At 64.8% G+C, this 26,045-nt stretch carries 22 protein-coding genes and 1 other RNA gene; 18 read left to right on the forward strand and 5 right to left on the reverse strand.

The genetic code is table 11. The annotated features are described in order from the left end of the window. Positions 1–181 precede the first annotated feature (181 nt). The 6 genes from AC5ZG5_RS14590 (at position 182) to AC5ZG5_RS14615 (ending at position 5,422) form a co-directional block, all read left to right on the forward strand. Positions 182–1,405, forward strand: a complete 1,224-nt coding sequence (locus tag AC5ZG5_RS14590) for an extensin-like domain-containing protein (protein WP_456642428.1) — start codon at positions 182–184, stop codon at positions 1,403–1,405. 248 nt (positions 1,406–1,653) lie between these two features. Then, positions 1,654–2,475, forward strand: coding sequence for an ABC transporter permease (locus AC5ZG5_RS14595; protein WP_456642429.1), 822 nt, complete (start codon positions 1,654–1,656; stop codon positions 2,473–2,475). Next, positions 2,472–3,278: an ABC transporter permease gene (locus AC5ZG5_RS14600; RefSeq protein ID WP_456642430.1), complete on the forward strand. Its 807-nt coding sequence runs from the start codon at positions 2,472–2,474 to the stop codon at positions 3,276–3,278. The genes AC5ZG5_RS14595 and AC5ZG5_RS14600 overlap by 4 nt, the downstream gene beginning before the upstream one ends. Next, positions 3,275–4,033 carry an ABC transporter ATP-binding protein gene (locus AC5ZG5_RS14605; RefSeq protein WP_456642431.1) on the forward strand — a complete coding sequence of 253 codons (759 nt, stop codon included), beginning with the start codon at positions 3,275–3,277 and terminating at the stop codon, positions 4,031–4,033. The genes AC5ZG5_RS14600 and AC5ZG5_RS14605 overlap by 4 nt, the downstream gene beginning before the upstream one ends. Next, the gene (locus AC5ZG5_RS14610; RefSeq protein ID WP_456642432.1) at positions 4,030–4,362 is read left to right on the forward strand and encodes a hypothetical protein; all 333 of its coding nucleotides are present in this window, start codon (positions 4,030–4,032) and stop codon (positions 4,360–4,362) included. Before AC5ZG5_RS14605 ends, AC5ZG5_RS14610 begins: the two co-directional genes overlap by 4 nt. 4 nt (positions 4,363–4,366) lie before the next feature. Next, entirely contained in the window at positions 4,367–5,422 is a 1,056-nt protein-coding gene (locus tag AC5ZG5_RS14615) for an ABC transporter substrate-binding protein (RefSeq protein WP_456642433.1), read from the forward strand. Between the two features lie 313 nt (positions 5,423–5,735). Here the strand turns inward: AC5ZG5_RS14615 and AC5ZG5_RS14620 are convergent, their stop codons facing one another. Continuing rightward, positions 5,736–6,377, reverse strand: a complete 642-nt coding sequence (locus AC5ZG5_RS14620) for a TetR/AcrR family transcriptional regulator (protein WP_456642434.1) — start codon at positions 6,375–6,377, stop codon at positions 5,736–5,738. Positions 6,378–6,562: 185 nt separating this feature from the next. Between AC5ZG5_RS14620 and AC5ZG5_RS14625 the strand changes: the two genes are divergently transcribed. From AC5ZG5_RS14625 to AC5ZG5_RS14635, 3 genes are all read left to right on the forward strand, one after another. Next, the gene (locus AC5ZG5_RS14625; protein ID WP_456642435.1) at positions 6,563–7,849 is read left to right on the forward strand and encodes an HlyD family secretion protein; all 1,287 of its coding nucleotides are present in this window, start codon (positions 6,563–6,565) and stop codon (positions 7,847–7,849) included. A gap of 42 nt (positions 7,850–7,891) precedes the next feature. Next, positions 7,892–9,478: a DHA2 family efflux MFS transporter permease subunit gene (locus AC5ZG5_RS14630; RefSeq protein WP_130227678.1), complete on the forward strand. Its 1,587-nt coding sequence runs from the start codon at positions 7,892–7,894 to the stop codon at positions 9,476–9,478. 276 nt (positions 9,479–9,754) lie between these two features. Next, entirely contained in the window at positions 9,755–11,596 is a 1,842-nt protein-coding gene (locus AC5ZG5_RS14635) for an ABC transporter ATP-binding protein (RefSeq protein WP_456642436.1), read from the forward strand. Between the two features lie 72 nt (positions 11,597–11,668). On the opposite strand, the gene AC5ZG5_RS14640 is transcribed toward AC5ZG5_RS14635, so the two are convergent. The 3 genes from AC5ZG5_RS14640 to rnpB all read right to left on the reverse strand — a co-directional run bounded on the left by AC5ZG5_RS14640 (position 11,669) and on the right by rnpB (position 14,049). After that, positions 11,669–12,628 carry a DMT family transporter gene (locus AC5ZG5_RS14640; protein ID WP_456642437.1) on the reverse strand — a complete coding sequence of 320 codons (960 nt, stop codon included), beginning with the start codon at positions 12,626–12,628 and terminating at the stop codon, positions 11,669–11,671. Between the two features lie 49 nt (positions 12,629–12,677). Then, positions 12,678–13,421, reverse strand: coding sequence for a sulfite exporter TauE/SafE family protein (locus tag AC5ZG5_RS14645; RefSeq protein WP_456642508.1), 744 nt, complete (start codon positions 13,419–13,421; stop codon positions 12,678–12,680). A 202-nt stretch (positions 13,422–13,623) separates the two neighbouring features. Further along, an RNA gene (gene rnpB, locus AC5ZG5_RS14650) (RNase P RNA component class A) lies at positions 13,624–14,049 on the reverse strand. Between the two features lie 151 nt (positions 14,050–14,200). Between rnpB and AC5ZG5_RS14655 the strand changes: the two genes are divergently transcribed. Both AC5ZG5_RS14655 and AC5ZG5_RS14660 read left to right on the forward strand, forming a co-directional pair. Continuing rightward, positions 14,201–14,554, forward strand: coding sequence for a YciI family protein (locus AC5ZG5_RS14655; protein WP_456642438.1), 354 nt, complete (start codon positions 14,201–14,203; stop codon positions 14,552–14,554). Positions 14,555–14,593: 39 nt separating this feature from the next. After that, positions 14,594–15,829: an RNA polymerase sigma factor gene (locus tag AC5ZG5_RS14660; protein ID WP_456642439.1), complete on the forward strand. Its 1,236-nt coding sequence runs from the start codon at positions 14,594–14,596 to the stop codon at positions 15,827–15,829. 101 nt (positions 15,830–15,930) lie between these two features. Here the strand turns inward: AC5ZG5_RS14660 and AC5ZG5_RS14665 are convergent, their stop codons facing one another. Then, positions 15,931–16,794 carry an N-acetylmuramoyl-L-alanine amidase gene (locus AC5ZG5_RS14665; RefSeq protein ID WP_456642440.1) on the reverse strand — a complete coding sequence of 288 codons (864 nt, stop codon included), beginning with the start codon at positions 16,792–16,794 and terminating at the stop codon, positions 15,931–15,933. 281 nt (positions 16,795–17,075) lie between these two features. Here AC5ZG5_RS14665 and rsmH point away from each other — a divergent pair, with 281 nt between their 5' ends. From rsmH to murD, 7 genes are all read left to right on the forward strand, one after another. After that, a complete protein-coding gene (rsmH, locus tag AC5ZG5_RS14670) occupies positions 17,076–18,251 on the forward strand; it encodes a 16S rRNA (cytosine(1402)-N(4))-methyltransferase RsmH (protein ID WP_456642441.1) in 1,176 nt (391 codons plus the stop codon). A 3-nt stretch (positions 18,252–18,254) separates the two neighbouring features. Further along, positions 18,255–18,656, forward strand: coding sequence for a cell division protein FtsL (gene ftsL, locus AC5ZG5_RS14675; protein WP_130227674.1), 402 nt, complete (start codon positions 18,255–18,257; stop codon positions 18,654–18,656). Next, positions 18,653–20,398: a peptidoglycan D,D-transpeptidase FtsI family protein gene (locus AC5ZG5_RS14680; protein WP_130227673.1), complete on the forward strand. Its 1,746-nt coding sequence runs from the start codon at positions 18,653–18,655 to the stop codon at positions 20,396–20,398. Before ftsL ends, AC5ZG5_RS14680 begins: the two co-directional genes overlap by 4 nt. 95 nt (positions 20,399–20,493) lie before the next feature. Further along, positions 20,494–21,951, forward strand: a complete 1,458-nt coding sequence (locus AC5ZG5_RS14685) for a UDP-N-acetylmuramoyl-L-alanyl-D-glutamate--2,6-diaminopimelate ligase (protein ID WP_456642442.1) — start codon at positions 20,494–20,496, stop codon at positions 21,949–21,951. Then, the gene (locus AC5ZG5_RS14690; protein WP_456642443.1) at positions 21,948–23,381 is read left to right on the forward strand and encodes a UDP-N-acetylmuramoylalanyl-D-glutamyl-2,6-diaminopimelate--D-alanyl-D-alanine ligase; all 1,434 of its coding nucleotides are present in this window, start codon (positions 21,948–21,950) and stop codon (positions 23,379–23,381) included. The genes AC5ZG5_RS14685 and AC5ZG5_RS14690 overlap by 4 nt, the downstream gene beginning before the upstream one ends. Before the next feature lie 9 nt (positions 23,382–23,390). Beyond that, positions 23,391–24,497: a phospho-N-acetylmuramoyl-pentapeptide-transferase gene (mraY, locus tag AC5ZG5_RS14695; protein ID WP_028167502.1), complete on the forward strand. Its 1,107-nt coding sequence runs from the start codon at positions 23,391–23,393 to the stop codon at positions 24,495–24,497. Then, positions 24,494–25,897 carry a UDP-N-acetylmuramoyl-L-alanine--D-glutamate ligase gene (gene murD, locus AC5ZG5_RS14700; protein ID WP_456642444.1) on the forward strand — a complete coding sequence of 468 codons (1,404 nt, stop codon included), beginning with the start codon at positions 24,494–24,496 and terminating at the stop codon, positions 25,895–25,897. Before mraY ends, murD begins: the two co-directional genes overlap by 4 nt. The last annotated feature ends 148 nt before the right edge of the window (positions 25,898–26,045 follow it).

The following is a 26,045-nucleotide window of genomic DNA, read 5'->3' on the forward strand; positions in this document are numbered from 1 at the left end:
CTCCCAGCGTTTGCGCCTGCCCGCATAGAACGCAGAAATTTACCAAACCGTTCCCGGCCGAAAAAGCCAGCGATGCTGTCCGTCCTGCCTGAGGCGTCCCGGGCCGGCGGCCGTATGGTTAAAGATGTGTAAAAACAACGCGTTGAAGAGTCCTTAAATAAATTCGCCGAATCTGCCGCGCATGACGCGTGGAGTTCGTTTGTATCTCGTCGGCTCCGTCGTCCTTGTTTCGCTGGTAGGTTGCGGTCGCGGTTTCTTCCAGGCCGAGCGCGAACCCTGGCGGGCCGAGGCCGAAGTCGCTTGCCTGAAATCCGGAGCGGTGAAGGAAGGGCCGGACCTCGTGCGCATCGACCCGATCTCGGGTCCCGGCGCGTGCGGTGCGCAATTCCCGCTTAAGGTCGCTGCGCTCGGTGAGGGCAGCCAGAGCTTTGGCTTTGCCGACGATCTGCGTCCGCCGGCCGATATTGGCTCGAGCCGGAGCCAGCCGCGCTGGCCGATCGCGCCGCAACCGGCCCCGCGGCCGCAGCAGGCGCCTTATTATTCAAACTCGACGCCAAGCCAGCCGAGCTACGGCGCGCCGTCGAACGGGCCGATCTCGCTGAGCGCTCCCGGCGTCGCGCCGCAGCAGGACGACATCGATTTGCCGGCGGAGGGCTCCCCGGAGCCGCCGGGCGGTCCGGCCTATGGCACACCGCAAGGCTATCCGCCGCGCGATCGCGCTTCCGCACCTTATTCCCCCGGGCCTTATTCGCCGTCGCAAGGCGCCGCCGGGCCGTTGCCGCGGCTCGGCCCGGAGCGCGGCAATCCCGTCACCGCGGTCGGCCCGGTCACGCTGAAACCGACCGCGACGCTCGCCTGTCCGATCGTCTCCGCGCTCGACCGCTGGCTTGCCGATTCCGTGCAGCCCGCGGCGACGCGCTGGTTCGGTGCGCGCGTGGTCGAGATCAAGCAGATTTCCGCCTATTCCTGCCGCGGCATGAACGGCAATCCGAGTGCGCATATTTCCGAGCACGCCTTCGGCAATGCGCTCGACATCGCCGGCTTCACGCTCGCCGACGGCCGCCGCATCTCGGTGAAGGATGGCTGGCGCGGCCTGCCGGAAGAGCAGGGATTCCTGCGCGACGTCCAGGGCGGGGCCTGCCAGCAGTTCAACACCGTGCTGGCGCCGGGCTCCAACCGCTTCCACTACGATCACATTCACGTTGACCTGATGCGCCGCGCCAGCCGCCGCGTCATCTGCGAGCCCGCCGCCGTCTCCGGCGAGCAGATCGCCGCGCGCGCCAATTCGCGCAACCCCTATGCCTCGCGCGACCCCAATGTCACGGGCTCGCTCGGCGGCAAGAAGTCCTCCTGGTTCAGCCGCAAGGCCAAGGTCAACGAAGAAGATGAATTCACCGACGAATAGCCTTTGCTCGCTTGTGTGAGGGTAGCGCGCTGAGGCAGTGCAGGGATCGCCGAGATCCGATGCTGCGCACATCCTTTGGTTGTTTACCGGGCGTCCGGCTCCCGCCTGGGTGATCTACGCAGGATAGGCGATTGCGCGACATCACAATTTGCGCAACATGAGGCATGGCGTCGCGTGTCTAAGGCGGCACGGACGCGATAAACGACAATAAAGGCCGGCAAAGGCTGCATCATATCAGGGGAGGCGGCATGGAGGTGACGCGCAGTCTGAAGCGGCGATCGCCGTGGCTTGCGCGCAGCGTCAATTCGCTCGCGGGGGCTGCGATGTTCGTTGCCCCGCTGCTTGCGCTGGTTGCGATCTGGGCCATCGTCGTTCCGCTGTTCGATATCAATCCGCGGGTCTTCCCCTCTGTTGGCGCGGTCGGCACGGCCGCGATGGATTCGATCCGCGACGGCACGCTGCTTGCCCATATCGGCGCGAGCCTGCTGCGCGTCGGCCTCGGCACGCTGATCGGCGTCGTCACCGCCGTACCGCTCGGGATCGCGATGGGCGTGAGCCCGACGGTTGCCGCGTTCCTGACGCCGCTGTTCCGCTTCTTCTCCGTGCTCGCCGGCATCGCCTGGATTCCGATCGCCACGCTCTGGTTCGGCTATGGCTTCGGCGCCATCGTCTTCGTGATCTTCAACGCCGTGTTCTTCGTCGTCGCCTACAACACGCTGCTCGGTGTCAAGACCATCCCGCACACGCTGCGTAACGCCGCAAGCTCGCTCGGCGCCGGCCGCTGGGCCTTGCTGACGGAAGTGCTGCTGCCGGGCGCGCTGCCGAACATCGTCACCGGCGTTCGCACCGGGCTCGGCTTTGCCTGGCGCGGCCTGATCGCGGCCGAGATGATCGCGACCAATGTCGGGCTCGGCTACATGCTGTTCGTCGCCCGCGATTTCTACCGCACCGAGGTCATCGTGTTCGGCATGATCGTGATCGGCGTGCTGTGGCTCTTGATCGACCGTCTGCTGCTGGTCCCGCTGGAGCGGGCGACCATCGAGCGCTGGGGCATGGTGAGGCGCGCATGAATGTTCTCTTGCAATTCTGGAGCGGCTACGCACGGATGACGCGGCGCTGGCCCGCGCTCGCGGCCATCATCCCCTTCATTCCGGTGGTGGCGCTCTGGAGCGCGGTTGCCGCAGCCGGCATCTTTCCGCGTGTGTTCTTCCCCGGCCCGGTCGATGTCGTGAACTCCTTCGTCACGCTGACCTACAAAGGCATCCTGCCGGATTATCTCGGCGACAGCGTGATCCGCCTGTTCACCGGCGCCGCCGTCGGCATGGCGCTCGGGATTCCCTTGGGCGTATTGATCGGCACCAGCCGCTGGGCGCATCGCATCTGCTGGCCGATCCTGTTGTTCTTCCAAGCGATCGGCGACATCGCCTGGTTGCCGATCCTCCTGATCTGGTTCGGTTTCGGGCTCACGACGATGACCTTCGTCATTGTCTACACCGTGCTGTTCCCGGTCGTGCTCAACACCGTGCTCGGCGTCGAATCGGTGCCGCGCGATCTCGCGCGCGCCGCACGCAGTCTCGGCGCCTCGCCGGCGCGCGTGCTCTGGGAGGTGACGCTGCCCGGCGCGCTGCCCAACATCATTACGGGCCTACGCAACGGCCTCGGCTATGGCTGGCGCGCGCTGATCGCGGTCGAGATGATCGTCGGCACCAGCGGTATCGGCTTCATGATGTTCGATGCGCGCCGTTCCGGCTCCACCGTCGAGATCCTGCTTGGCATGATCATTCTCGGACTGCTCTGGTACATCGTGGACGCCTGGATCCTCGCGCCGCTCGAGCGCGCGACCGGCCAGCGCTGGGGATTGGTGACATCATGAAGACGCTTTCGCTCAAGAACCTCGCAAAGACCTATTTCGATCCCTATGCCGGCTCGCATGTCAACGCCGTCCACGACGTCTCGATCGACGTCGAGCAGGGCGAGTTCGTCTCCGTCGTCGGCCCGTCCGGTTGCGGCAAGACCACCATCCTCAACATGATCGCCGGCTTCATTCCCTATACCGGCGGCGAGATCCTGCTCGACGGCAAGCCGGTCAAGGGACCGGGCCCGGAGCGCGGCGTCGTGTTCCAGTCGTTTGCGCTGTTTCCCTGGAAGACCGTGCTCGACAATGTCGGCTTCGGCCCGAAGATGCGCGGCGTGCCGAAGGCCGAGCGCGACCGCATCGCGCGCGAATATCTCGCGCTCGCCGGCCTCTCGCATGCGGCGCATCGCCACCCCAATGAATTGTCCGGCGGCATGCAGCAGCGCGTCGGCGTGGTGCGCGCGCTCGCCAACAATCCGGATGTGCTGCTGATGGACGAGCCCTTCGCCAGCGTCGACGCGCAGACGCGCATGACCTTGCAGGAGGAGCTGACGCGGATCTGGCAGGAGCGCAAGCCGACCGTGCTGTTCATCACCCATGACGTGCCGGAGGCGGTGTTCCTTGCCAACCGCGTCGTCGTGCTTTCGAAGGGGCGCGTCCTCGACCAGATCGAGATCGATTTGCCGCGGCCGCGGGTGTGGGATGATCTGGTCAAGGACGACAAGTTCAAACAGCTCTCCGCGCGCGTGCTGCAGATGGTGCGCGCCGCATGAGCCTCGTCGCGCAAGCCTTCCGCTCGACCAAGGGCCGCATCGTGCTCGGCGTCATCGCCGCCTGGGCCGGCTTTCAGCTTTGGCTGACCCTGGCCGCGCCCGGCAAGATTTCGGCGGAGCTCGCCGGCACGTCCGAGAAGGTCAATGTGCAGATCGAGCTGCCATTCACGCCCGAGCGTTTCCACGTGCTCGCATTCCAGCAATATGGACGTGTCTCGGGCACTAATGAGCATTTCATTGAACTGCGTGGCGTCAAACGAACGGACCTCAACGCCGTCGCCCGGCCGTACTGGGTGACGGCGGTGGGGCCGATAAAACCGGGAGGGTAGGAGAATGAAACGATTATTGCTGCTCGCGATGGCGTTCGCGCTGCTCTGCACGCCGTCGGGCGCGCAGACGCTGACCAAGCTGAAGGCCGGCATGGTCACCGGCATCGACCAGATCGGATTGCCGATCGCGCTCGAGCGCGGCTTCTTCGAGAAATACGGCCTCGACGTCACCATCGCGCGGCCCTACGCCACAGGCGTCGATGCCCTCAACGCGCTGCAGGCCGGCGAGAGCGAGATCGTGCAGGTCGGCGTGCCCATGATCGGTGCGGTGCTGCGCGGCATGGATCTCGTTGCGCTCGGCAATTACAGCGGCAACGCAACCAAGGCCGGCTCGGATGCGACCATGGCGATCGTCGCACGCGAAGGCTCAGGGATCGTCAAGGGCGACCTTGCCAGCCTGAAGGGCAAGAAGATCGCGGCGTCCTTCGGCACGATCAACCACCTCTATATTCTTGGCATCCTGGAGAAGGCCGGCCTGAAGCCGGAGGAGGTCACCTTGGTGAACACGCCGCCGCCGGACATGACCGTCGCGCTGCTCGCCAAGGGCATCGACGCCTTCTCCGGCTGGGATCCGTGGCCGATCGTGGCGGGCAAGGATGTGCCGGGTGCAGTCGAGATCATCCGCGGCGGCGACGTCATCTCCTATCTCGGCTTCAACGTCGCCTTGCGTCCATGGGTGCAGGCCAACGGCGACACCATCGAGAAATTCCTGGCTGCGGTCTCCGAGGCCGACCAGTGGATGCGCAAGAACCCGAAGCTGGCCGCGCAGGTCGCAACCCGTTGGATCCCTGGCCTCAAGCAGGAAATCGCCGAAGCCGCGATGCAGTTCAACATCCAGCAGGCGGACCGCCGTCTGTCAGCGAACAATTATCGCGCGCTCTTTGGCGCCGAAGACCGTCTGTCGCGGCTCGGCATCATCAAGGCGACGTTCGACGTCAACAAGCATATCGAGCCGAAATACATCCTGAAGGTGATGAAGGATCACCCCGAACTGTTCTCCGACCTGCCGCCAATCCCGGAGGCCGTGGCGATCGGTCCGGGCTACGTCTTCAAGCCGTGAGCACCTCCGATGTCATTCCTGGGCGCGCGTAGCGCGAGCCCGGAATCCATCAGGCCACAGGCGCAAGCGACGAAATGGATTCCGGGCTCGATGCTTTGCATCGCCCCGGAACGACGGCTCTCGGTGATTGCGAACAGGGACGATGGAGAGGGTTGTGATCCCAGTCTATCTCCTCACCCTGAGGAGGCCGCGCAGCGGCCGTCTCGAAGGGCGAGGCCACTAGCGGGGCCTCATGGTTCTCCGAGCGATGCGAAGCATCGTCTCGAGACGCGCTACGCGCTCCTCACCATGAGGGGCAAAACCGGCGTCGCCGCTACGCCGGCTTCGGCCGATACGCCGCCAGGAACACGCGCGTTGCGCTGTCGACGACGGTGGCGATCTGCTCGGGCGATGGCGAGGGCTTGGCCTGGAAGATGAAAGCCTGGAACAGCGTCGCCTGGCACATCTGCATGAATTGCCAGGCAGCGAGCTCGAAATTGTCGATCGCAAGCTCGCCGTGCCCGGCGCGAGCTTCGAGATAGGTCGCAAAGCGTTTGACGTTGCTCGCGATCACCTGTTCGTAAAATCGGCTGCCGACCTCCGGCATCCGCTCGGCGATCGCCATCACCGTGCGGATCGCCGAGCCGCCGCCCGGCCGGCACAGCAGGGCGATGTAGGCCCGCCCGAATTCGGGCAGGGTGGTATCGACGTCGCGCTGCGGATCGAAATTGAAAGCCGCCTTGCTCTGCTCGATCTTCTCTTCCTCGACGATCGCCTCGAACAGCCGGCACTTGTCGTCGAAGTAGACATAAAGCGTGCCCTTGGAGACCCCGGCGGCGCGGGCGATCTCGCCCATACTGGCGCCGTCGAAACCCAATTCCAGGAACACCTTGCGGGCACCGTCGAGAATCTGTCGCCGCTTGGAGGAGTCCTCCTCGGCAACGATCTGAAGCGGGGATGTCCGGCCTGCAACCATTGGTTTAGTCTCTCGGAGAACATTTCCGTCCGGGCTACTGTCCGGAAGCGATTTTCTCCTTAGGATTCCTCCAAAGTAATGTAACTTGACCGAACCGTTCGGTCAATGATAGATGTTAAGACACGATGCCGCAGCGGCCGCCGGGCCTCGCTTGCGTCGTGACGGGGTAAATGAGGAGTCCGGCTATGGCCGCGGCGAGAGATCAGGCTGCACGCGTCGTTCGCTCCGAGCCGGAGGTCGAGGGCGAGTCCGTGCGCAACACATCAGCTCAGCCGGCAGAGCAGCTTCGTGGCCCCGCTCCCGAAGAAGCCAAGCGCCGGCCTGCCGAAACGCCGGTCGCGCCAGCACCGGAGCAGCCGGCAGCGCCAGCCGCCGCGCCAAAACCCGCCAAGCGCAGATTCGTCATGATGGGTGTGCTCGGCCTGCTCGCACTCGCCGCCGTCGGCTACGGCGTCTACTGGTTCGTTGCCGGACGCTTCTACATCTCGACCGACGACGCCTATGTGCGCGCCAACAACTCCATGCTCGGCGCGCGTGTCTCCGGCCATCTGGCGGCGATCCTGCCTGCCGACAACGCGATCGTTCGCGCCGGCGAAGTGATCTTCCGGATCGACGACGGCGACTACCGGATCGCGGTCGACGCGGCGCGCAGCAGGATCGCCACCCAGCAGGCGACCATCGAGCGCATCGGCCGCCAGGTCACCGCGTTGGAAAGCGCAGTCGAGCAGGCGCAGGCACAACTCGCCTCCGCCGAAGCGAACCTGAAGCGCTTCGGCCTCGATTTCGACCGCCAGCAGGCGCTGAGCACCAAGGGCTTTGCCTCGCGCGCCACCTTCGAAGTCTCGGAGGCAAACCGTGACCAGGGCGTTGCCGCGGTGAAGTCGGCGCAGGCCGCCTATGACGCTGCGCGCGACAATGTCGAGGTGACCAAGGCGCAGCAGAACGAGGCCCGCGCCACGCTCGCCGAACTGCAGACCCAGCTCGCCAAGGCCGAGCGCGATCTCGATTTCGCCACGGTGCGCGCGCCGGTCGACGGCACCTTCTCCAACCGTCTCGTCAATGTCGGCGACTTCATCCAGGTCGGCCAGCGGCTCGGCAATGTGGTGCCGCTCGACGATGTCTTCATCGACGCCAATTATAAAGAGACGCAGCTCAAGCGCGTCCGCCCGGGCCAGCCGGTGACGATCTCGGTCGACGCCTACGGCCACCGCAAGTTCAAGGGCGTGGTCGACAGCATTTCACCGGCCGCAGGTTCGGTGTTCACGCTGCTGCCGCCGGACAACGCCACCGGCAATTTCACCAAGATCGTGCAGCGATTGCCGGTCCGCATCCGCGTGCCGAAGAGTGTCGCGCGACAGAACCTGCTGCGCGCAGGCATGTCGGTCTACACCACCGTGGATACAAGCGAGGGCGCACACGACGCCGACAATGATGCCGATCTCGATGCACCGATGATGATTCATCCGCAGTGATAGTTTGAGCCCGGAGAACGCTCCGGGCGCAGGTGAGCAGATATGGCCGACGCCACCACCGCTTCGCCGAACATGATGAATGCCGCGGCCGCCAGCGAGCGCATCGAGCCGAAGCGGGTGGTCGCCTTCGTCATCATGGTGTTCGGGATGTTCATGTCGATCCTGGACATCCAGATCGTCTCCGCATCGCTCTCGGACATCCAGGCCGGCCTCTCGGCGAGCTCGACCGAAGTCTCCTGGGTGCAGACTGCCTATCTGATCGCCGAGGTCATCGCCATTCCGTTGTCCGGCTTCCTGTCGCGCGCGCTCGGCACGCGGCTGCTGTTCGCGATCTCCGCCTTCGGCTTCACCGTCTCGAGCTTCCTGTGCGGTTTTGCCACCTCGATCGAGCAAATGATCCTCTGGCGCGCCCTGCAGGGATTTCTCGGCGCCGGCATGATCCCGACGGTGTTCGCTTCGGCCTACACGATCTTTCCGCGCTCGAAGTTCCACATCGTCGCGCCGATCATCGGGCTGGTGGCGACGCTGGCGCCGACCGTGGGACCCACGGTGGGCGGCTACATCACGGACCTGATGTCGTGGCACTGGCTGTTCTTCATCAACATCGTGCCCGGCATCGGCATCACGCTTGGCGTGCTCGCGCTGATCGACTTCGACCAGCCGAATTTCGCATTGCTCGAGCGCTTCGACTGGTGGGGCCTCTTGTTCATGGCGGGCTTCCTCGGCTCGCTCGAATATGTGCTGGAGGAAGGACCGCAATATGAGTGGCTGCAGGACACGTCGGTCGCGATCTTCGCCGCGGTATGCTTCGTCTCAGCGATTGCTTTCTTCTGGCGGGTATTCAGCGTCGATGAGCCGATCGTCGATCTCAGGACGTTTGGCAACCGCAATTTCGCGATCGGCTGCGTGCTGCAGTTCTGCATCGGCATCGGCCTCTACGGCCTGACCTATATCTATCCGCGCTATCTCGCGGAGGTCCGCGGCTACAGCGCGCTGATGATCGGCGAGACCATGTTCGTCTCCGGCATCACGATGTTCCTGATGGCGCCGGTCGTCGGGAAGCTGATGCAGAAGGTCGATCTGCGCTACATCATCGCCTTCGGCCTCGTCACCTTCGCGCTTGGCTCCTGGCAGATGACCTGGATCACGCGCGACTATGACTTCTACGAACTCTTGGTGCCGCAGATCCTGCGCGGCATCGGCATGATGTGCGCGATGGTGCCGACCAACAACATTGCGCTGGGCACGCTGGCGCCGCATCTGGTCAAGAATGCCTCCGGCCTGTTCAACCTGATGCGCAATCTCGGCGGCGCGGTGGGACTGGCCATCATCAACCAGGTGCTGAACGAGCGCACCGACCTGCACATTTCGCGTCTGCACGATCGGGTGCATTGGGGCAATGCGACGGCGGTCGAGACGCTCAACATGTTCACCCAGCGCATGCAGGGCATGGGCGATTCCGCGATGATGGCGCTGAAGCAATTGTCGCAGATCGTGCACCGCCAGGCCGCGGTCATGGGTTATGGCGACGCCTTCTTCATGCTGACGGTGTTCTATGTCGGCCTCAGTCTTCTCGTGCTGCTCCTAAACAAGCCGTCGGCGGCGGCACCTGGCGGCGGCGGGCATTAGCGCGAAGGCGCAGCTCACGGCTTTGTCATCTTGCAAATCAGGCGTGACGCATTTATAAGCAACGCGTCGTCGCTCGAACCGGGGAGATTTGCATGATTTTGGCTTATTCGCAGATCGCGCGCCCCCGTTCGATGCTTGTGCTGGGTATTCGGTCGCACCACTGACCGCCGGTTCTGATCGGGGCTGACGTCCCGGTCCTCCAAGCCTTCCAACAACTTACCGATCATTCAAAGACGTCCGTCTCGCGCGCTTTTGCGCCGTCGCGCGTCAATTCAGATGGAGCCGCCTGCGCGACGAGCGCGGCCGGATTGCGCCATGACTCTTTCGACTAGCAAACGTCCCGCCGCGATCCGCGTCGTGATCCCGTTTGTATTCCGCCACTGGCTGAGGCAGCCCTATCGCGCCACGACCGTCTTGGTCGGCTTTCTCGGCGCCACTGTCGCCGACCTTTTCATGCCGGTCTATTCCGGCCATCTGGTCGATGCGCTTACGCTCGGCACCGCGGACCAGGCGGCGCGGCATGCGGCGATGGTTGCATTCGGCGGCATCGTCGCGCTCGGCCTGTTGTCGATCATCCTGCGGCTTATGGGATTGCAGGCGATCGTGCCGTTCACGCTGACGACGATGTCGGACGTGGCACGCGAGGCGTTCGCGCGGGTGCAGCGGTTCTCGACCGACTGGCACGCCAATTCGTTTGCCGGCTCGACCGTGCGCAAGGTCACCCGCGGCATGTGGGCGATCGATCTGCTCAACGACACCGTTCTGATGGCGTTGTTGCCGTCGCTGATGGTGCTGGTCGGCTCGATGATCCTGCTCGGATTGCACTGGCCCGTGCTCGGCGCCGTGATCGGCGTCGGCGCGGTGATCTATGTCGTGATGACCGTCGTGCTCTCGGTGAACTATATCGCACCGGCCGCGCGCGTCTCCAATGCCTGGGACACCAAGGTCGGCGGCACGCTGGCGGACGCGCTCACCTGCAACGCGGTGGTGAAATCGTTCGGCGCGGAAGCGCGTGAGGATGTGCGGCTTGCCGGTGTCATCGCCCGCTGGCGCAGGCGGGTGCTGCGCACCTGGCTGCGCTACAACGCAACCAATATGGCGCAGCTCGCGGTGCTCCTGTGCTTTCGCGCGTCGGTGATCGGCGGCGCTATCCTGCTGTGGCTCGCCGGCCGCGCCTCGCCGGGCGACGTCACCTATGTGCTGACGAGCTATTACGTCATCCACGCATACTTGCGCGACGTCGGCATGCACATCAACAACCTGCAGCGTTCGGTCAACGACATGGAGGAACTCGTCACCATCCATGGCGAGCCGCTCGGCATCGTCGATGCGCCTGACGCAAAGACGATCGACGTCCAGGGCGGAAGGATCACCTTCGACAACGTCACCTTCCTCTACGGCGGCCATCGCACGCCGCTCTATGACGCGCTGTCGATCGATATCCGCGCCGGCGAGCGTGTCGGCCTGGTCGGCAGGTCCGGCTCGGGCAAGACCACGTTCGTGAAACTGGTGCAGCGGCTCTATGACGTCTCGGGCGGCCAAATTCTGATCGACGGCCAGGATATCGCTCACGCGACGCAGCAATCGTTGCGCAGCCAGATCGCGATCGTGCAGCAGGAGCCGATCCTGTTCCACCGTTCGTTGGCCGAGAACATCGCCTATGGTCGGCCGGGCGCCAGCATGGCGGCGATCGAGCACGCGGCGCGGCTTGCCAATGCGCACGATTTCATCATGCGATTGCCGAAGGGCTACGGCACGCTGGTCGGCGAGCGCGGCGTCAAACTGTCCGGTGGCGAGCGGCAGCGCGTCGCGCTGGCGCGTGCGTTCCTCGCCGATGCGCCGATCCTGATCCTGGACGAGGCGACCTCGAGCCTGGATTCGGAATCGGAGGCGTTGATCCAGGAGGCGATGGAGCGGCTGATGAAGGGCCGCACCTCGATCGTGATCGCGCACCGGCTGTCGACGGTGCGCGGCCTCGACCGCATCCTGGTGTTCGATCGCGGCGAGATCGTCGAGCAGGGCACCCATGCCACGCTGACCGCGCGACCGGGCGGCATCTATCGCAGCCTGTTCGAGCGGCAGACGATGGAGTTCGACGAGGTCTCCGCGGCGGAGTAGTCGCCGTCATTCCTGGGCGCGCGTGAGCGCGAACTACGATGCGCAATTGCGCATCTGAGAATCTCGAGGTTCTCAGGTGCGCAAGTGCGCACCATAGTTCGGCGCTTTGCGCCGCCCCGGAACGACAGCCTTTCGCCCCCGCGTGCGCGCGCTGATCGCGACCGTCGCCACCACGGCGGCGGCGAACAGCACGACTTGCCAAGTGATCGTCTCGCCATTGAACAGCGAGGCGAGCACGAAGGTGACGAAGGGCTGCAACAATTGCACCTGCGACACCCGCGCGATACCGCCCATCGCCATGCCGGCATTCCAGGCGAAGAAGCCGATCCATTGCGAGAACAGCGCGACGTAGAGCAGACCAAGCCAGGGTTTAAGCGAGATGTGCATCGGATCGGCCGGCATCGTCAGCGCCGCCGCCGGCAGCGCGAACGGCAACGCAATCACAAGCACCCAGCTGATGACTTCCCAGCCCGGCATCTCCGCGGTGAGCCGTCCGGAGAAGGCATAGCCAACGGCGGAAACCGCAACGGAGGCGAACAGGAAGAGGTCGCCCGTCGACAGCGTGCCGCCGCCGTCACGCAGCGCAAAGGCGATCACAAGCGCGGCGCCGACGACAGCGGCGACCCAGAACAACGGCCGCGGCCGCTCGTGGGTGATGGCGACCGCCACCAGCGCGGTCGCGATCGGCAGCACGCCGAGCACGACGCCGCCATGGGAGGCATCAACCCGCTGCATGCCCTCGGCCATCAGCAGTGGAAACAGGATGGCGACGCACAGCATCACCAGCGCAAGCTGCGGCCATAGCGCCCGCCGCGGCAGCGGCCGCCGCAACACGAGCAGGAGCGCGAGCGAGCATAGACCGGCGACTGCGGTGCGGATCGCGGTCAGGGCAATCGGATCAATTTCCGCGACGGCAAGCCGCGTCGCCGGCAGCGTGCCGCCGAAGATCGCCATGCCGATGAAGCCCAGCAACAGGCCGAAACGTTCGCGCGAGGAGGACGAGGACATGATAGGCGTGGATAGCGGGTTCACTGCCCCGCGTACAGCAATCTACTCGGTGCATATGGCAGCCATGCGCGCGCTACCTCGGAGCAATTCCGCTCCACAACAGCCCGATGCCGGAGAGAAACAAAAGCCCGAGCACGATGTTTGTGAAATTCCGGTCGCTCAGCGCATGATAGATTCGCGCGCCGAGCCAGGCGCCGGCCACCGTCGCCGGAAAGGTCACGACAGCCAGCGTGAGAACTTGCTTTGTGACGAAGCCGGCGAATGCCTGAAGCACCAGCGCCGTCGCCAGCACCGTGAAGTTGAAGGTCTGGAAAATCCCGCGCCGCTGCTCCTTGGTCCAGCCGCGCACGCTGGCCCAAAGAATCGGAAGTGGGCCGGACAGGCCGGCGAGGCCGCCAAGGATGCCGCCGGCAAATCCGATGGCGCCGTCGAACGGCTTGCTGCCAAACTTGATCGCCATTGGCCTGCGCTGAAAATAGAGCGCGGTGGGAAAGACCAGCAGAAACACGCCGATGGTCAGCTTGAAGGTGCTGGGATCGGCATGGGCAATCAGCAGCGTGCCGAGCGGCACGCCGGCCAGCCCGCCGACCACAAATGGCCAGACCAGCCTGAAATCGATCGAGCGCCAGATCGAGGGCAGGGTCGTGAGCTGGCCGACGACCGAGCAGATCAGGACCAAAGGCACGGCAACCGCAGGCGGCGCAACGTAGAGCCAGATCCCCAGCGCCATCAGCGCGGTGCCGAAGCCGGCAAGGCCGGATACGAAGCCCCCGGCCAACGCGCCGACAAACAGCACCGCCAGCGCGAATCCGCCCATCATCGTCTTGTTCTCATTGTCATTGGCCCGACGTTTACACGACGTGCCCGGTAGGTACCATGGCCGTGACTCGCGATGTCATTTCACGGCGCCCCAAAAATGGCGAGGGGTCCGGCGTGTTGCGCCGAACCCCTCATTTGGTCCACCAAGAGGCGTTTTCTTCACGCGAACCGGAAACCCACTTCGCTTGAAAACGCTTTAGAACATCAGCCGGCCTGTAAGCCGGGTTCTGTAGGGCACCATTCTCGCGAATGGTACGTGACGGCCATTCCTCTGGGACCGCCTTTGCAGACGGCCTCGAGCAACCTACCCGGACGGCGGGCCTGACATCGCCCTGCAGCGTTATCGCTTGCGCGAACAGCCTGCGGTGCCGTCCCTATTCGGTTTTGCTCCCGGTGGGGTTTGCCATGCCGTCTCCGTTGCCGGAAACGCGGTGCGCTCTTACCGCACCTTTTCACCCTTGCCGCGCCGGAGCCCCGAAGGGCGAAGGCGGGCGGTTCGTTCTCTGTGGCACTTTCCCTGGGGTTGCCCCCGCCGGACGTTATCCGGCACCGCATGTCGATGGAGCCCGGACTTTCCTCCCCCGCGGCCTTTCGGCGCTTGCGGGAGCGGCCGTCCGGCCGACTGACGCCAGTAGGCATGGGGGTTTGTGGCCGCAAGGTCAAGGCGAAAGCGGCCTGCGGAACCTCACTAAAATAAACTATCCTGAAGATGTCGTTTTGCGTCCGCCCCGCTCGACTGGATGTCGGCGATCCAGCCGATGAAAAGGAGACTTCGCGATGCAGTATCTGTTGATGATCTACCAGAATGAGGTCGAGTACGCGAAACTCGACGCGGCAACGAGTCAGAAGATGATGGAGGAATACGGCAAGTTCACCCAGTCCATCATCCAGAGCGGCAATTTCAAGGCCGGCGACCGGCTGCGGCCGACGACGACCGCGACCACGGTGCGCGTGCGCGACGGCAAGACGCTGACGACGGATGGCCCGTTCGCGGAGACGCGCGAGCAACTCGGCGGCTACTATCTGATCGAAGCCAAGGACCTCGACACGGCGCTCGCGATCGCCGCGCGCATCCCGAGTGCGAGGCTCGGCGCGATCGAGGTGAGGCCGATCTGGGTGTATGATAAGTGATGGCCTAGCGCCGCCACTCCGGGGTAATGGCGTCACCGTATGACTCCAACCCAGATCGAAAAGATCTTCCGCGACGAGGCGAGCCGGGCGCTGGCGACGCTGATCCGCCTCGTCGGCGATTTCGATCTTGCGGAGGACGCGCTGCAGGAGGCGTTCGCGGTGGCGCTGGAGCGTTGGTATGCGGGCGAGCTGCCGGAGAATCCACGGGCGTGGCTGGTCAATGTCGGCCGCAACAAGGCGATCGATCGCATCCGCCGCAACGCCGTCTTCCGCGGCAAGCAGCAGGAGCTGACGCACGAACTTCTGCTCAACGCGTCCGCTCCCTCCGAGCTCGTCGATGCCACGCTCGACGACGACATGCTGCGGTTGATCTTCACCTGCTGTCATCCGTCATTTGCCGACGAGGTGCAGGTCGCGTTGACGCTGCGCACGGTTTGCGGCCTCTCGACGGCCCAGGTCGCGCGCGCCTTCCTCGTCAGCGAGGACGCAATGGCGCAGCGGCTCTTGCGCGCGAAGCAGAAGATTCGCCTCGCCGGCATTCCCTATGAGGTGCCGGAGCGCGAGGCGCTGGAGCCGAGGCTGCGCGGCGTGTTGGCGGTGATCTATCTCGTCTTCACCGAAGGCTATGTGGCGACCTCCGGCGAGGACCTGATGCGCCCGGATCTGGCGCGCGAGGCGATCCGGCTGGCGCGGCTGATCGATGCGCTGATGCCTGCCCGCGGCGAGATCAAGGGACTGCTAGCATTGATGCTGCTGCACGACGCGCGCCGCGCCGGCCGCGAAACCGCAGGCGGCGACATCGTGCTGTTGGAGGAGCAGGATCGCTCGCTATGGAACATCAGCCAGATCGCCGAAGGTTTGCGATTGGTGGAGGAAGCGCTGCGCATGCCCGGCCGGCCGCAATCCTACACGGTGCAGGCCGCAATCGCGGCGCTGCATGCCCGCGCGCCGAGTTATAATGACACCGACTGGCCGCAGATCGCCGGCCTCTATGAAGTGCTGCTCCGCATCAGCCCCTCACCGGTGATCGAGCTGAACCATGCCGCGGCGGTGTCGATGGTCGACGGCCCGGCGCGCGCACTCGATTTGATCGACGCGCTGGAAGCGCGCGGCAGCCTCAAGGGTTACGAATTGCTGCCGGCTGTCCGCGCCGATCTGCTGCGCCGCCTCGGCCGCACCGACGCCGCGCGTCAAGCGTATCGGGCGGCAACCGCCGCGACGCAACTGGAGCCGCTGCGCCGGCTCTATGCGCGGCGCATCGCGGAGATGGGGTGATGGCCTCCGTCATTGCGAGGAGCGTAGCGACGAAGCAATCCATGCTTCAACAAGTGGCGAGATGGATTGCTTCGCTCCGCTCGCAATGACGAGAGACTTGCCTACTTCTCCGCAACCACTGTCGCGGTTGCTTCCGGCGGCAGGCTCTCCAGCAGCGCATGCAACGTGGTCATGGTCGAGCGATCGACGATGCCGTCGACGCGCTCCTGGCGGAAATGGCGCTGGAAGGCGGTGACGACTTCCATGGTGGGGCCGTCGAACTTGCCGTTGGTCGGGATGTTGTAGCCGTAGCGGGCGAATGCCTGCTGCATGTTGGTGACGTTATCGTTGATCGCGCCGAGCTGGAGCGTCTCCCCGCGTACGATCGGCGCCGGCTGAACCCAATGCCCGACGCCGGAATTGGCCAGCGAATGCCACGGGAACTTTTCGCCGGGGTCCTTCTTGCGCGCCGGCGCCACGTCGGAATGAGCGAGCACGCGATACGAAGGCACGTTGCGGCGGAGCATGATGCCGCGGCACAGCGCGATCACCGCTGCGATCTGGCGCAGCGGATAATCCGGATAGCCCCAGTCATGGCCGCGGTTGATGATCTCGATGCCGATCGAGCAGGAATTGATGTCCTCTTCGCCGGCCCAGCAGGAGACGCCGGCATGCCAGGCGCGCTTGCTCTCCGGCACGCATTGCACGATGCGGCCATCCTCCAGCACAATGTAATGTGCGGAGACCTCGGTGCCGGCGGTGCAGAGCTGGGCGATGGCGCCCTCGACGTCGGGCATGCCGGTGTAATGCAGCACGATCATGTCGGGCTGCCGGTCGTTGGCGCGTTCGCCGAAATTCACCGAAGGGATGACGTCGGAGACGATCGAGGAGTCCGGAGTAAAAATCTTCATGTCGGCGATGGCCCTCGGAACGGGAAGGGCGCGTTGACGCTTCGAATCAGCAGACGCGAACGAACCAGACGACATCCCAAATCTCAAATTCAAAACGGCAGTCCTGCAATTTCCGGACAGCCTTCAATTTACTATTCCTTTACCCTGTCGCGGGTGCAATCACATCGGCGCCATCCCGCGAATTTTAGGTCCGCCTGTGGACGGTGCGCATCAGCGAGTTCCACATGTGACTAAAAAGCAAAATAAACCGTGAAGGATTCGGCAACGCTTTCTTAACGCTAAGTGCCGTTACTAAGTGGTGAATAGCCGAACCGGTTTTTGAGGGGCGGCCGAGGCCCGCTTGCGCGCGAAATCCCATGGCAGCCCAGCAAACTCCAGTCGGGAATCAGGATTTGCGACCTGATATGGGAACCGGCGCGTGCTCCGTGCCGCGGCTGCTCGGACGGAACCGCGGCGTGACGCGTAACTATTCGAGGCGCCATGGGCTGGTCCGTGTCCAGTTTCGATCCCCTACGCCGGACAACATTCGGAGCCGGCGCATGACGCCTGCTGCGCCGCACATTTCCGTGCTCGGCCGCGAGGCGGTCGACATGCTGAATCCGCGCACCGGCGGCATCTATATCGATGCCACCTTCGGCGCCGGTGGCTACAGCCGCCTGATTCTCGACGTGGCTGGAACCCGCGTCATCGGCCTCGATCGCGACCGGTCGGCGATCGCGGGCGGCTTCGATCTGGTTGATCGCTCCGAAGGCCGGCTGACGCTGGTCGAGGACCGCTTCTCCAATCTCGCCGACATCTGTGCCGCCCAAGGTGTGGAGGCCGTCGACGGCGTGGTGATGGACATCGGCGTCTCCTCGATGCAGCTCGACCAGGCTGTGCGCGGCTTCTCGTTCCGTCTGGCGGGCCCGCTCGACATGCGGATGGGGCGTGCGGGGCCGACCGCGGCGGACGTGATCGCAACCGCGTCGGAGCGCGATCTTGCCGACATCATCTATCTCTTCGGCGAGGAGCGGCACTCGCGCGGCGTAGCGCGCGCCATCGTGGCCGCGCGCAAGGAAGCGCCGATCGAGACGACGCAAGCGCTGGCCGACATCGTCGCCAGGGTCGTCCGCTCCAAGCCGAACGAGATCCATCCGGCGACGCGGACGTTCCAGGCGCTGCGCATCTTCGTCAACGAAGAGCTCGATGAGTTGCTGCGTGGGCTCACCGCCGCCGAGCGTGTGCTGAAGCCGGGCGGACGGCTCGTGGTTGTTTCGTTCCATTCGCTGGAAGACCGCATCGTCAAGAATTTCTTCGGCGAGCGCGGCAAGGTTTCCAGCGGTTCGCGGCATCTGCCCGAAGTGGCGCAGATGGCGCCGAGCTTGAAGATTTTGACTAAGCGCCCGCTGACGCCGTCCGAGGACGAGATCGCGGCCAATCCTCGCGCGCGGTCGGCCAAACTGCGCGCCGCCGAGCGCACCGAAGCGCCAGTGCATGCCGAGGGTGAGCCGCCGTCATGGCCGACGCTCGAACGCGTGATGAGGGGAGGCTAGCGCATGCGCATCCTCCATTTCCTCGTGATCGGTTTCCTCGTAGCCTGTGCGGCCTATGTCTACCGCATCAAGATGGAATCGACGGCCCGTACCGAGCGAGTGCTGCGGCTGAATGCGGAAATCCGCGAGCAGCGCGATGCGATCGCGACCCTGCGCGCCGAATGGGCCAAGCTCGACTCGCCGCTTCGGCTGCAGGGATTGGCCGAGCGTCATCTCGCGTTGAAGCCGCTCATCGCCAATCAATATGACTCGTTGAAGAACTTGCCCGAACGTCCGCCGAACTTCGCGCGGCCGGGCGCGCCTGACCCGATCGGCGCGATGATCAACACCATCGAGGCCGCCGCCGACCAGGAGAGCGTGACCGGGTCGGTACCAGATCCCGCGCAGCAGGGAGATCAGCAATGACCGACCGCGCGCCAAGCACAAAGCCGGCCGAGCCGTGGCGGCAGCGGCTGATCCGCGGCCTGCTCTACGGGCGGAATGTCGACCGCAGCGCGAAGGCGCGCGCCCGGGTCGGTCTCGCGATCATCGCGTTTGCCGCCGTCTACGCCATCATTGCCGGGCGGCTCGTGATGTTCGCGATGGGCGCCGACAGCCACGGCGCGCGCCGCACCGCCTCGCAGGATGCGATCGCCACCGCGCGCCCTGATATCATCGACCGCAATGGCGCAATCCTCGCGACCGACGTCAAAGCGCCGAGCCTGTTTGGCGAGCCGCGCCGCATCATCGACAAGGACGAGGCGATCGAGCTTCTGACCGCGACGCTGCCTGATCTCGACACCGCCGAAGTGCGCGACCGTCTGTCGTCGCGAAAAGGTTTCGTCTGGCTGAAGCGGGAGATCACGCCGCAACAGCAGCAGGATATCCATCGCCTCGGCGTTCCCGGCATCGGCTTCCTGCGCGAGAACAGGCGCATCTATCCGACCGGCCCCACCGTTGCCCATTTGATCGGCCTCGTGAACATCGACAACCAGGGCATCGCCGGCATGGAGAAGTGGCTGGACAATAACGGTCTGGCCGATCTGCATCGCGCGGGCTTTGCCACCGACCGCTTGCAGAAGCCGGTGGAACTGTCGATCGATCTGCGCGTCGAGCATGCGCTGCGCGACGAGCTCCTGAAGGCCAAGGAGAAGTACAAGGCCAAGGCGGCATCGGGCCTCGTCTCCAATGTTCGGACCGGCGAGATCGTCGCGCTGGTCTCACTGCCCGATTTCGATCCCAACAATCCGAAGGAAGCGCACGATCCCGATCGCATCAACCGCCTGACCACGGGCGTGTTCGAGATGGGCTCGACCTTTAAGACGCTGACGCTGGCGATGGCGCTGGATTCCGGCAAGGCCACGCTCCACACCATGTATGATGCGCGCGGCGCGCTGCACTATGGCAAGTTCGCGATCCACGACACCCATCCGCTCGGCCGGGCGATCTCGCTGTCGGAAGTGTTCACCTTTTCCTCCAATGTCGGCGCGGCGCGCATCGCGCTTGCGCAAGGAGTCGAGGCGCACAAGGCGTTCCTGAAGAAGGTCGGCCAGCTCGACCGTCTCCGCACCGAATTGCCGGAGAGCGCATCGCCGATCGTGCCGAAGCGCTGGGGTGAACTGAACACGATCACCATCTCCTTCGGCCACGGCATCGCGGTTGCGCCGCTGCAGGCGGTGATGGGCATCAATGCGATGGTCAATGGCGGCAATCTGATCCCGCCGACCTTCCTCAAGCGCTCGGAGGAAGACGCCAAGGCGATCGCCAAGCGGGTGGTGAAGCCTGAGACGTCGGACAAGATCCGGTATCTGATGCGGCTCAATGCCGAGATCGGAACCGCCAAGTCGGCCGACGTGAAGGGTTATTATATCGGCGGCAAGACCGGCACTGCGGAAAAGGTGGTCAATGGCCGCTACTCCAAGAAACAGGTGCTGAACTCCTTCACCGCCATCCTCCCAGCCGATAATCCGAAGTACCAGCTTCTGGTGATGCTGGATGAGCCGAAGGCGCTGCCGGAGACCCATGGTTTCATCACCTCGGGCTGGAACGCGGTGCCGACCGGCGGCAAGGTGATCGCCCGTATTGCGCCGCTTTTGGGGCTCGAGCCGCGGTTCGACCTGCCGCCGTCCGACCGCCTTATTCTTGCGGCATCGAGGACAACCCAGTAAGGCGTGGGGGCAGGGCATGATCCGGAAGCGTGGATACGGGGTTTCCGCGAGGATCATGATCTAAGCGTGCGAGCAGCCGGCCGGACTGGAAGATCATGAGACTTCGCGACCTTTTCAGCGCTGATGCCACGATCGATCCGCAGGCGGAAGCCATCGAGATCGGAGGGGTGACGGCTGATAGCCGCGCGGTGAAGCCGGGCGATCTGTTCTTCGCACTCGCGGGTTACAAGACCGATGGGGTGCGCTTCATCGATGCCGCGATTGCCGCAGGCGCGGCCGCGGTCGCCGTCGATCATCGGCCGCAAGGCGCTCCGCGCGCGCCTTTGGTCGTGACGGCAAATCCGCGCCGCGCATTGGCACTGGCCGCGGCGAAGTTCTTCCCGCGCCAGCCCGAGACGATCGCAGCTGTGACCGGCACCAGCGGCAAGACATCGGTGGCGGCTTTCACGCGGCAGATCTGGCAGCGACTGGGGCACGATGCCGCGAGCATCGGCACCATCGGCCTGGTGTCGCCGAAACGCACGGTCTACGGCTCGCTGACCACGCCTGATCCGATCGCGCTGCATCGCCAGCTCGACGAGATCACCCGCGATGGCGTCACGCATCTGGCATTCGAAGCGTCCTCGCACGGGCTCGACCAATATCGGCTTGAAGGCGTGCGCATTGCCGCCGGCGGCTTCACCAATCTGTCTCGCGACCACATGGATTATCACCCCGACGTGGCGCACTATCTCAACGCGAAACTGCGGCTGTTCCGTGATCTGGTGATGCCCGACGGGGCAGCCGTGATTTCGGCTGATCATGATTGCTCGCCTGAGGTGATCGATGCGGCGCGCACGCGCAAGCTCAGGACCATCACGGTTGGCCGCAAGGGCGACGGCGGAGATGGCATTCGCCTGCTCGACGCTTCGATCGAAGGTTTTTCGCAGAAGCTGACGATCGAACACCGTGGCCGGAAGCGCGCTATCCATTTGCCGCTGGTCGGCGAGTTCCAGATCGAGAATGCGCTGGTGGCCGCCGGCCTTGCGATCGGCACCGGCAGCGATGCCGATGCCGTCTTTGCAAACCTCGAACATCTCGAGGGCGCCAAGGGACGGCTCGAACGTGTCGGTGAGCGCAACGGTGCGCCGATTTTCGTCGACTATGCGCACAAGCCGGACGCGCTCGCCAAGGCGCTGCAGGCGCTGCGGCCCTATGCGAAGCGCAAGCTGATCGTCGTTTTTGGCGCCGGCGGCGACCGCGACGCGGGCAAGCGTCCACTGATGGGCGCGATTGCCGCTGATAATGCCGACAGCGTCATTGTCACCGACGACAACCCGCGCAGCGAGAATCCGGCGGCGATCCGTGCTGCCATCCTCGCCGCCGCGAAGGGCGCGAGCGAAATCGGCGATCGCGCGGAAGCGATCAGGGCCGGCATAGCTGCATTGCAGCCGGGCGATGCGCTCCTGATCGCCGGCAAGGGGCATGAAGTCGGGCAGATCATCGGCGACAAGACGCTGCCGTTCAGCGATCATGAGGCCGTGGCCGCGGCGCTGGAAGCGAGGGGCGCATGAGCACACCACTGTGGACGTCGGCGGCAATGGCGGATGCGATGCGCGCCGCAACGCAAGGGACCTTGCCCTCCGGCGTCACCGGCCTTTCCATCGACAGCCGCACCCTGCGGCCAAGCGAGGCCTATTTCGCCATCAAGGGCGACGTGCATGACGGCCACGATTTTGTCGAGGCCGCATTGAAGGCGGGCGCCGCCCTCGCGGTGGTCGAAAGCGCGCAGCGCGACAAGTTCCCCGCCGATGCACCGCTCTTGATCGTCGACGACGTGCTCGCGGGTCTCGTCGATCTTGCCGATGCCTCTCGCGCGCGGCTCAACGCGAGGATCATCGCGGTCACCGGCTCGGTCGGCAAGACCTCGACCAAGGAAGCGCTGCGGCACGTGCTCTCGGCGCAAGGCGAGACGCATGCCTCGGTTGCTTCCTTCAACAATCACTGGGGCGTGCCGCTGTCGCTGGCGCGCTGTCCGGCGTCGGCGCGGTTTGCGGTGTTCGAGATCGGCATGAACCATGTCGGGGAGATCACGCCGCTGGTGAAGCTGGTGCGGCCGCATGTTGCCGTCGTGACCACCGTGGAGCCGGTGCATCTGGAGTTCTTCTCCGGCATCGAAGAGATCGCGGACGCCAAGGCGGAGATCTTTCTGGGTCTTGAGCCCGATGGCGCCGTGGTGCTCAACCGCGACAATGCGCAATTTGGAAGGCTGGAAGCCCGCGCGAAGGAACTCGGCATTTCACGCATCGTCGCCTTCGGCATGGACACGCAATCCGATGCGCGGCTTATCGACGTGTCGCTGCACGCGACTTGTTCCGTCGTACATGTCAACATCCTCGGCCACGACGTCACCTACAAGATCAGCATGCCCGGCCGCCATATGGCGATGAACTCGCTCGCCGTACTCGCCGGCGCATCGCTGATCGGGGCGGATCTTGCGCGTGCAGCCTTGTCGCTGTCGCAGCTCGAGGCTCCGGCGGGTCGTGGTGCGCGGCGCACCCTCGAGATCGGCGCTGGCGAGGCGACGCTGATCGACGAGAGCTATAATGCCAATCCGGCGTCGATGGCGGCTGCGCTGAACGTGCTCGGGCAGGCGCAGCTGGGTGCGCAGGGCCGCCGCATCGCGGTGCTCGGCGACATGCTCGAGCTCGGGCCGACCGGCCCTGCGCTGCATCGCGGTCTGGCTGAGGCTGTCAACGCCAACAATATCGACCTCGTTTATTGTTGTGGTCCGCTGATGCGCAACCTCTGGGACGCTCTTTCCACGGGAAGGCGGGGAGGCTATGCCGATAGCTCGGCGAGTCTGGAGACCCAGGCGGTCGCGGCCATCCGCCCCGGCGACGCTATCATGGTCAAGGGATCGCTGGGTTCGAAGATGAAGCGGATCGTCAACGCGCTGGAAAAGCGCTTTCCCGGCAAAGCCGCGCATGAAGAAGCGGTATAGGCATATTGAATGTTTTATTGGCTGATCGACCTTTCCAACACGGTGCCCGGCTTCGGGGTGTTCAGGGGGGCGCTCAACGTGTTCCGCTACATCACGTTCCGCACCGGCGGGGCGATGGTGACGGGTGCGCTGTTTGTGTTCCTGTTCGGGCCCTGGATCATCGATCATTTGCGGCTGCGCCAGGGCAAGGGCCAGCCGATCCGCACCGACGGTCCGCAATCGCACTTGATTACGAAGAAGGGCACGCCAACCATGGGCGGGCTGATGATCCTGTCCGGCGTGGTGGTGGCGACGCTGCTCTGGGCCAACCCGATCAATCCCTATGTCTGGATCGTGCTGGCGGTGACGCTGGGTTTCGGCTTCGTCGGCTTCTATGACGATTATCTGAAAGTCACCAAGCAGAGCCACAGTGGCTTTGCCGGCAAGCTGCGCCTTGCGATCGAGGCGATCATCGCGCTCGCCGCCTGTTACGCGCTGGTGCGGCTCGGGCGCGACGTGTCCTCGACCTCGCTCGCGATTCCCTTCTTCAAGGATGTGGTGTTCAATTTCGGCTGGTTCTTCGTGATCTTCGGCGCCTTCGTCATGGTCGGCGCGGGCAACGCGGTGAACCTGACCGACGGCCTCGACGGTCTCGCCATCGTTCCGGTGATGATCGCGGCCGCCAGCTTCGGCATGATTTCCTATCTCACCGGCAATGCGGTGTTCTCCGATTACCTGCAGATCAACTACGTCGCCGGCACCGGCGAGCTCGCAGTGCTCTGCGGCGCCGTGCTGGGCGCTGGTCTCGGGTTCCTGTGGTTCAACGCGCCGCCGGCGTCGATCTTCATGGGTGACACCGGCTCGCTCGCGCTTGGCGGCATGCTCGGGGCAACGGCGGTCGCCGTGAAGCACGAGATCGTGCTGGCGGTGATCGGCGGCCTGTTCGTGCTGGAGGCGGTTTCGGTGATCGTGCAGGTGGCCTCCTTCAAGCTCACCGGCAAGCGCGTGTTCCGGATGGCGCCGCTGCACCATCATTTCGAGCAGAAGGGCTGGACCGAGCCGCAGATCGTGATCCGCTTCTGGATCATCGCCGTGATGCTGGCGCTCGCCGGCCTCTCCACGTTGAAGCTGCGATGATCCCTGTCACCTCCTTCGCGGGCAAGACGGTCGCCGTGTTCGGCCTCGGCGGTTCGGGGCTTGCGAGCTGCCATGCGCTGAAGGCGGGTGGGGCGGAGGTGATTGCCGGCGACGACAACTCCGACAACGTCGCCAAAGCCGCGCAGGCCGGCTTCGTCACCGCGGACCTGCGCTCGGTCTCCTGGGAGAATTTCGCCGCGCTGATCCTGACCCCCGGCGCGCCGCTGACCCATCCCGCGCCGCATTGGAGCGTGCTGCTGGCACGCCAGGCCGGCGTCGAGGTGATCGGCGATGTCGAACTGTTCTGCCGCGAGCGCCAACGTCACGCGCCGCAAGCGCCGTTCGTCGCCATCACCGGTACCAACGGCAAGTCGACCACGACAGCGCTGATCGCCCATCTGATGAAGGTCGCCGGCTACGACACCCAGATGGGCGGCAATATCGGCACTGCGATCCTGTCGCTGGAACCGCCGCGGATGGGCCGCGTGCATGTGATCGAGATGTCGTCCTACCAGATCGACCTCACACCCTCGCTCGATCCGTCCGTCGGTATCCTGCTCAATGTCAGCGAGGACCACATCGACCGCCACGGCACGCTGGAGAATTACGCCGCGGTCAAGGAGCGGCTGGTCGCGGGCGTGCAGCCGGGTGGCACCTCGATCGTCGGCGTCGACGACATCTTCTGCCGCAACATCGCCGATCGCCTCGATCGGGCGGGCAAGCGTGTGGTGCGTGTGTCCGTGAAGAACCCGCTGCCCGACGGCGTCTATGTCGAGCACGAGACCATCGTGCTGGCGTCCGGCGCCGCGCGCAGCGAGATCGCGCGGCTGGGCGGCATCGGCTCGCTCCGCGGCCTGCACAATGCCCAGAACGCGGCGTGCGCGTCGGCCTGCGCGCTGGCGATGGGCATCTCGACGGATGTGCTGCAGAACGGCCTGCGTAGCTTTCCCGGCCTCGCCCACCGCATGGAGCAGGTCGGCCGCCGCGGCAATGTGCTGTTCGTCAACGACTCCAAGGGCACCAATGCGGATGCGGCAGCGCATGCGCTGTCGTCTTTCACTGACATTTTCTGGATCGCGGGCGGCAAGCCGAAGGCCGGCGGCATCACCAGCCTGACCGGTTATTTCCCGCGCATCCGCAAAGCCTATCTGATCGGCGAGGCGGCGCAGGAATTTGCCGGCACGCTCGGCGAGGCCGTGCCGCACGAGATTTCGCAGACGCTCGATGTCGCAGTCGCCAACGCCGCGCGCGATGCGGAAGCCTCCGGCCTCACTGACGCGGTCGTCCTGCTGTCGCCGGCCTGCGCCTCCTTCGACCAGTACCGCAATTTCGAAATCCGCGGCGCCGCCTTCCGCGACCTCGTCACGGCACTGCCCGGCGTCAAGCCGGTGGTGATGTAGCCCGTCATGGCCGGGCTTGTCCCGGCCATCCACGTCTTCCCTTCGTTGCGGCGGCAAAGACGTGGATGCCCGGCACAAGGCCGGGCATGACGACGGGAGAGAGGTTCGCTCTATCTCCAAAGTTGCTCAATCCATTAACCCTTCGGAA

This window comes from Bradyrhizobium sp. Ses1, from assembly GCF_059512365.1.

Excerpts from the sequence above, each read along its gene's own strand:
- AC5ZG5_RS14600 (WP_456642430.1), top strand. The coding sequence starts at position 2,472 with ATGAATGTTCTCTTGCAATTCTGGAGCGGCTACGCACGGATGACGCGG.
- AC5ZG5_RS14630 (WP_130227678.1), top strand. The coding sequence starts at position 7,892 with ATGGCCGACGCCACCACCGCTTCGCCGAACATGATGAATGCCGCGGCC.
- AC5ZG5_RS14605 (WP_456642431.1), top strand. The coding sequence starts at position 3,275 with ATGAAGACGCTTTCGCTCAAGAACCTCGCAAAGACCTATTTCGATCCC.
- AC5ZG5_RS14635 (WP_456642436.1), top strand. The coding sequence starts at position 9,755 with ATGGAGCCGCCTGCGCGACGAGCGCGGCCGGATTGCGCCATGACTCTT.
- AC5ZG5_RS14620 (WP_456642434.1), bottom strand. The coding sequence starts at position 6,377 with ATGGTTGCAGGCCGGACATCCCCGCTTCAGATCGTTGCCGAGGAGGAC.
- AC5ZG5_RS14625 (WP_456642435.1), top strand. The coding sequence starts at position 6,563 with ATGGCCGCGGCGAGAGATCAGGCTGCACGCGTCGTTCGCTCCGAGCCG.
- AC5ZG5_RS14690 (WP_456642443.1), top strand. The coding sequence starts at position 21,948 with ATGAGCACACCACTGTGGACGTCGGCGGCAATGGCGGATGCGATGCGC.
- AC5ZG5_RS14680 (WP_130227673.1), top strand. The coding sequence starts at position 18,653 with ATGACCGACCGCGCGCCAAGCACAAAGCCGGCCGAGCCGTGGCGGCAG.
- AC5ZG5_RS14595 (WP_456642429.1), top strand. The coding sequence starts at position 1,654 with ATGGAGGTGACGCGCAGTCTGAAGCGGCGATCGCCGTGGCTTGCGCGC.
- murD (WP_456642444.1), top strand. The coding sequence starts at position 24,494 with ATGATCCCTGTCACCTCCTTCGCGGGCAAGACGGTCGCCGTGTTCGGC.
- AC5ZG5_RS14685 (WP_456642442.1), top strand. The coding sequence starts at position 20,494 with ATGAGACTTCGCGACCTTTTCAGCGCTGATGCCACGATCGATCCGCAG.
- AC5ZG5_RS14610 (WP_456642432.1), top strand. The coding sequence starts at position 4,030 with ATGAGCCTCGTCGCGCAAGCCTTCCGCTCGACCAAGGGCCGCATCGTG.
- AC5ZG5_RS14615 (WP_456642433.1), top strand. The coding sequence starts at position 4,367 with ATGAAACGATTATTGCTGCTCGCGATGGCGTTCGCGCTGCTCTGCACG.
- mraY (WP_028167502.1), top strand. The coding sequence starts at position 23,391 with ATGTTTTATTGGCTGATCGACCTTTCCAACACGGTGCCCGGCTTCGGG.
- AC5ZG5_RS14645 (WP_456642508.1), bottom strand. The coding sequence starts at position 13,421 with ATGGGCGGATTCGCGCTGGCGGTGCTGTTTGTCGGCGCGTTGGCCGGG.
- AC5ZG5_RS14660 (WP_456642439.1), top strand. The coding sequence starts at position 14,594 with ATGACTCCAACCCAGATCGAAAAGATCTTCCGCGACGAGGCGAGCCGG.
- AC5ZG5_RS14665 (WP_456642440.1), bottom strand. The coding sequence starts at position 16,794 with ATGTCGTCTGGTTCGTTCGCGTCTGCTGATTCGAAGCGTCAACGCGCC.
- rsmH (WP_456642441.1), top strand. The coding sequence starts at position 17,076 with ATGGCAGCCCAGCAAACTCCAGTCGGGAATCAGGATTTGCGACCTGAT.
- AC5ZG5_RS14590 (WP_456642428.1), top strand. The coding sequence starts at position 182 with ATGACGCGTGGAGTTCGTTTGTATCTCGTCGGCTCCGTCGTCCTTGTT.
- ftsL (WP_130227674.1), top strand. The coding sequence starts at position 18,255 with ATGCGCATCCTCCATTTCCTCGTGATCGGTTTCCTCGTAGCCTGTGCG.
- AC5ZG5_RS14655 (WP_456642438.1), top strand. The coding sequence starts at position 14,201 with ATGCAGTATCTGTTGATGATCTACCAGAATGAGGTCGAGTACGCGAAA.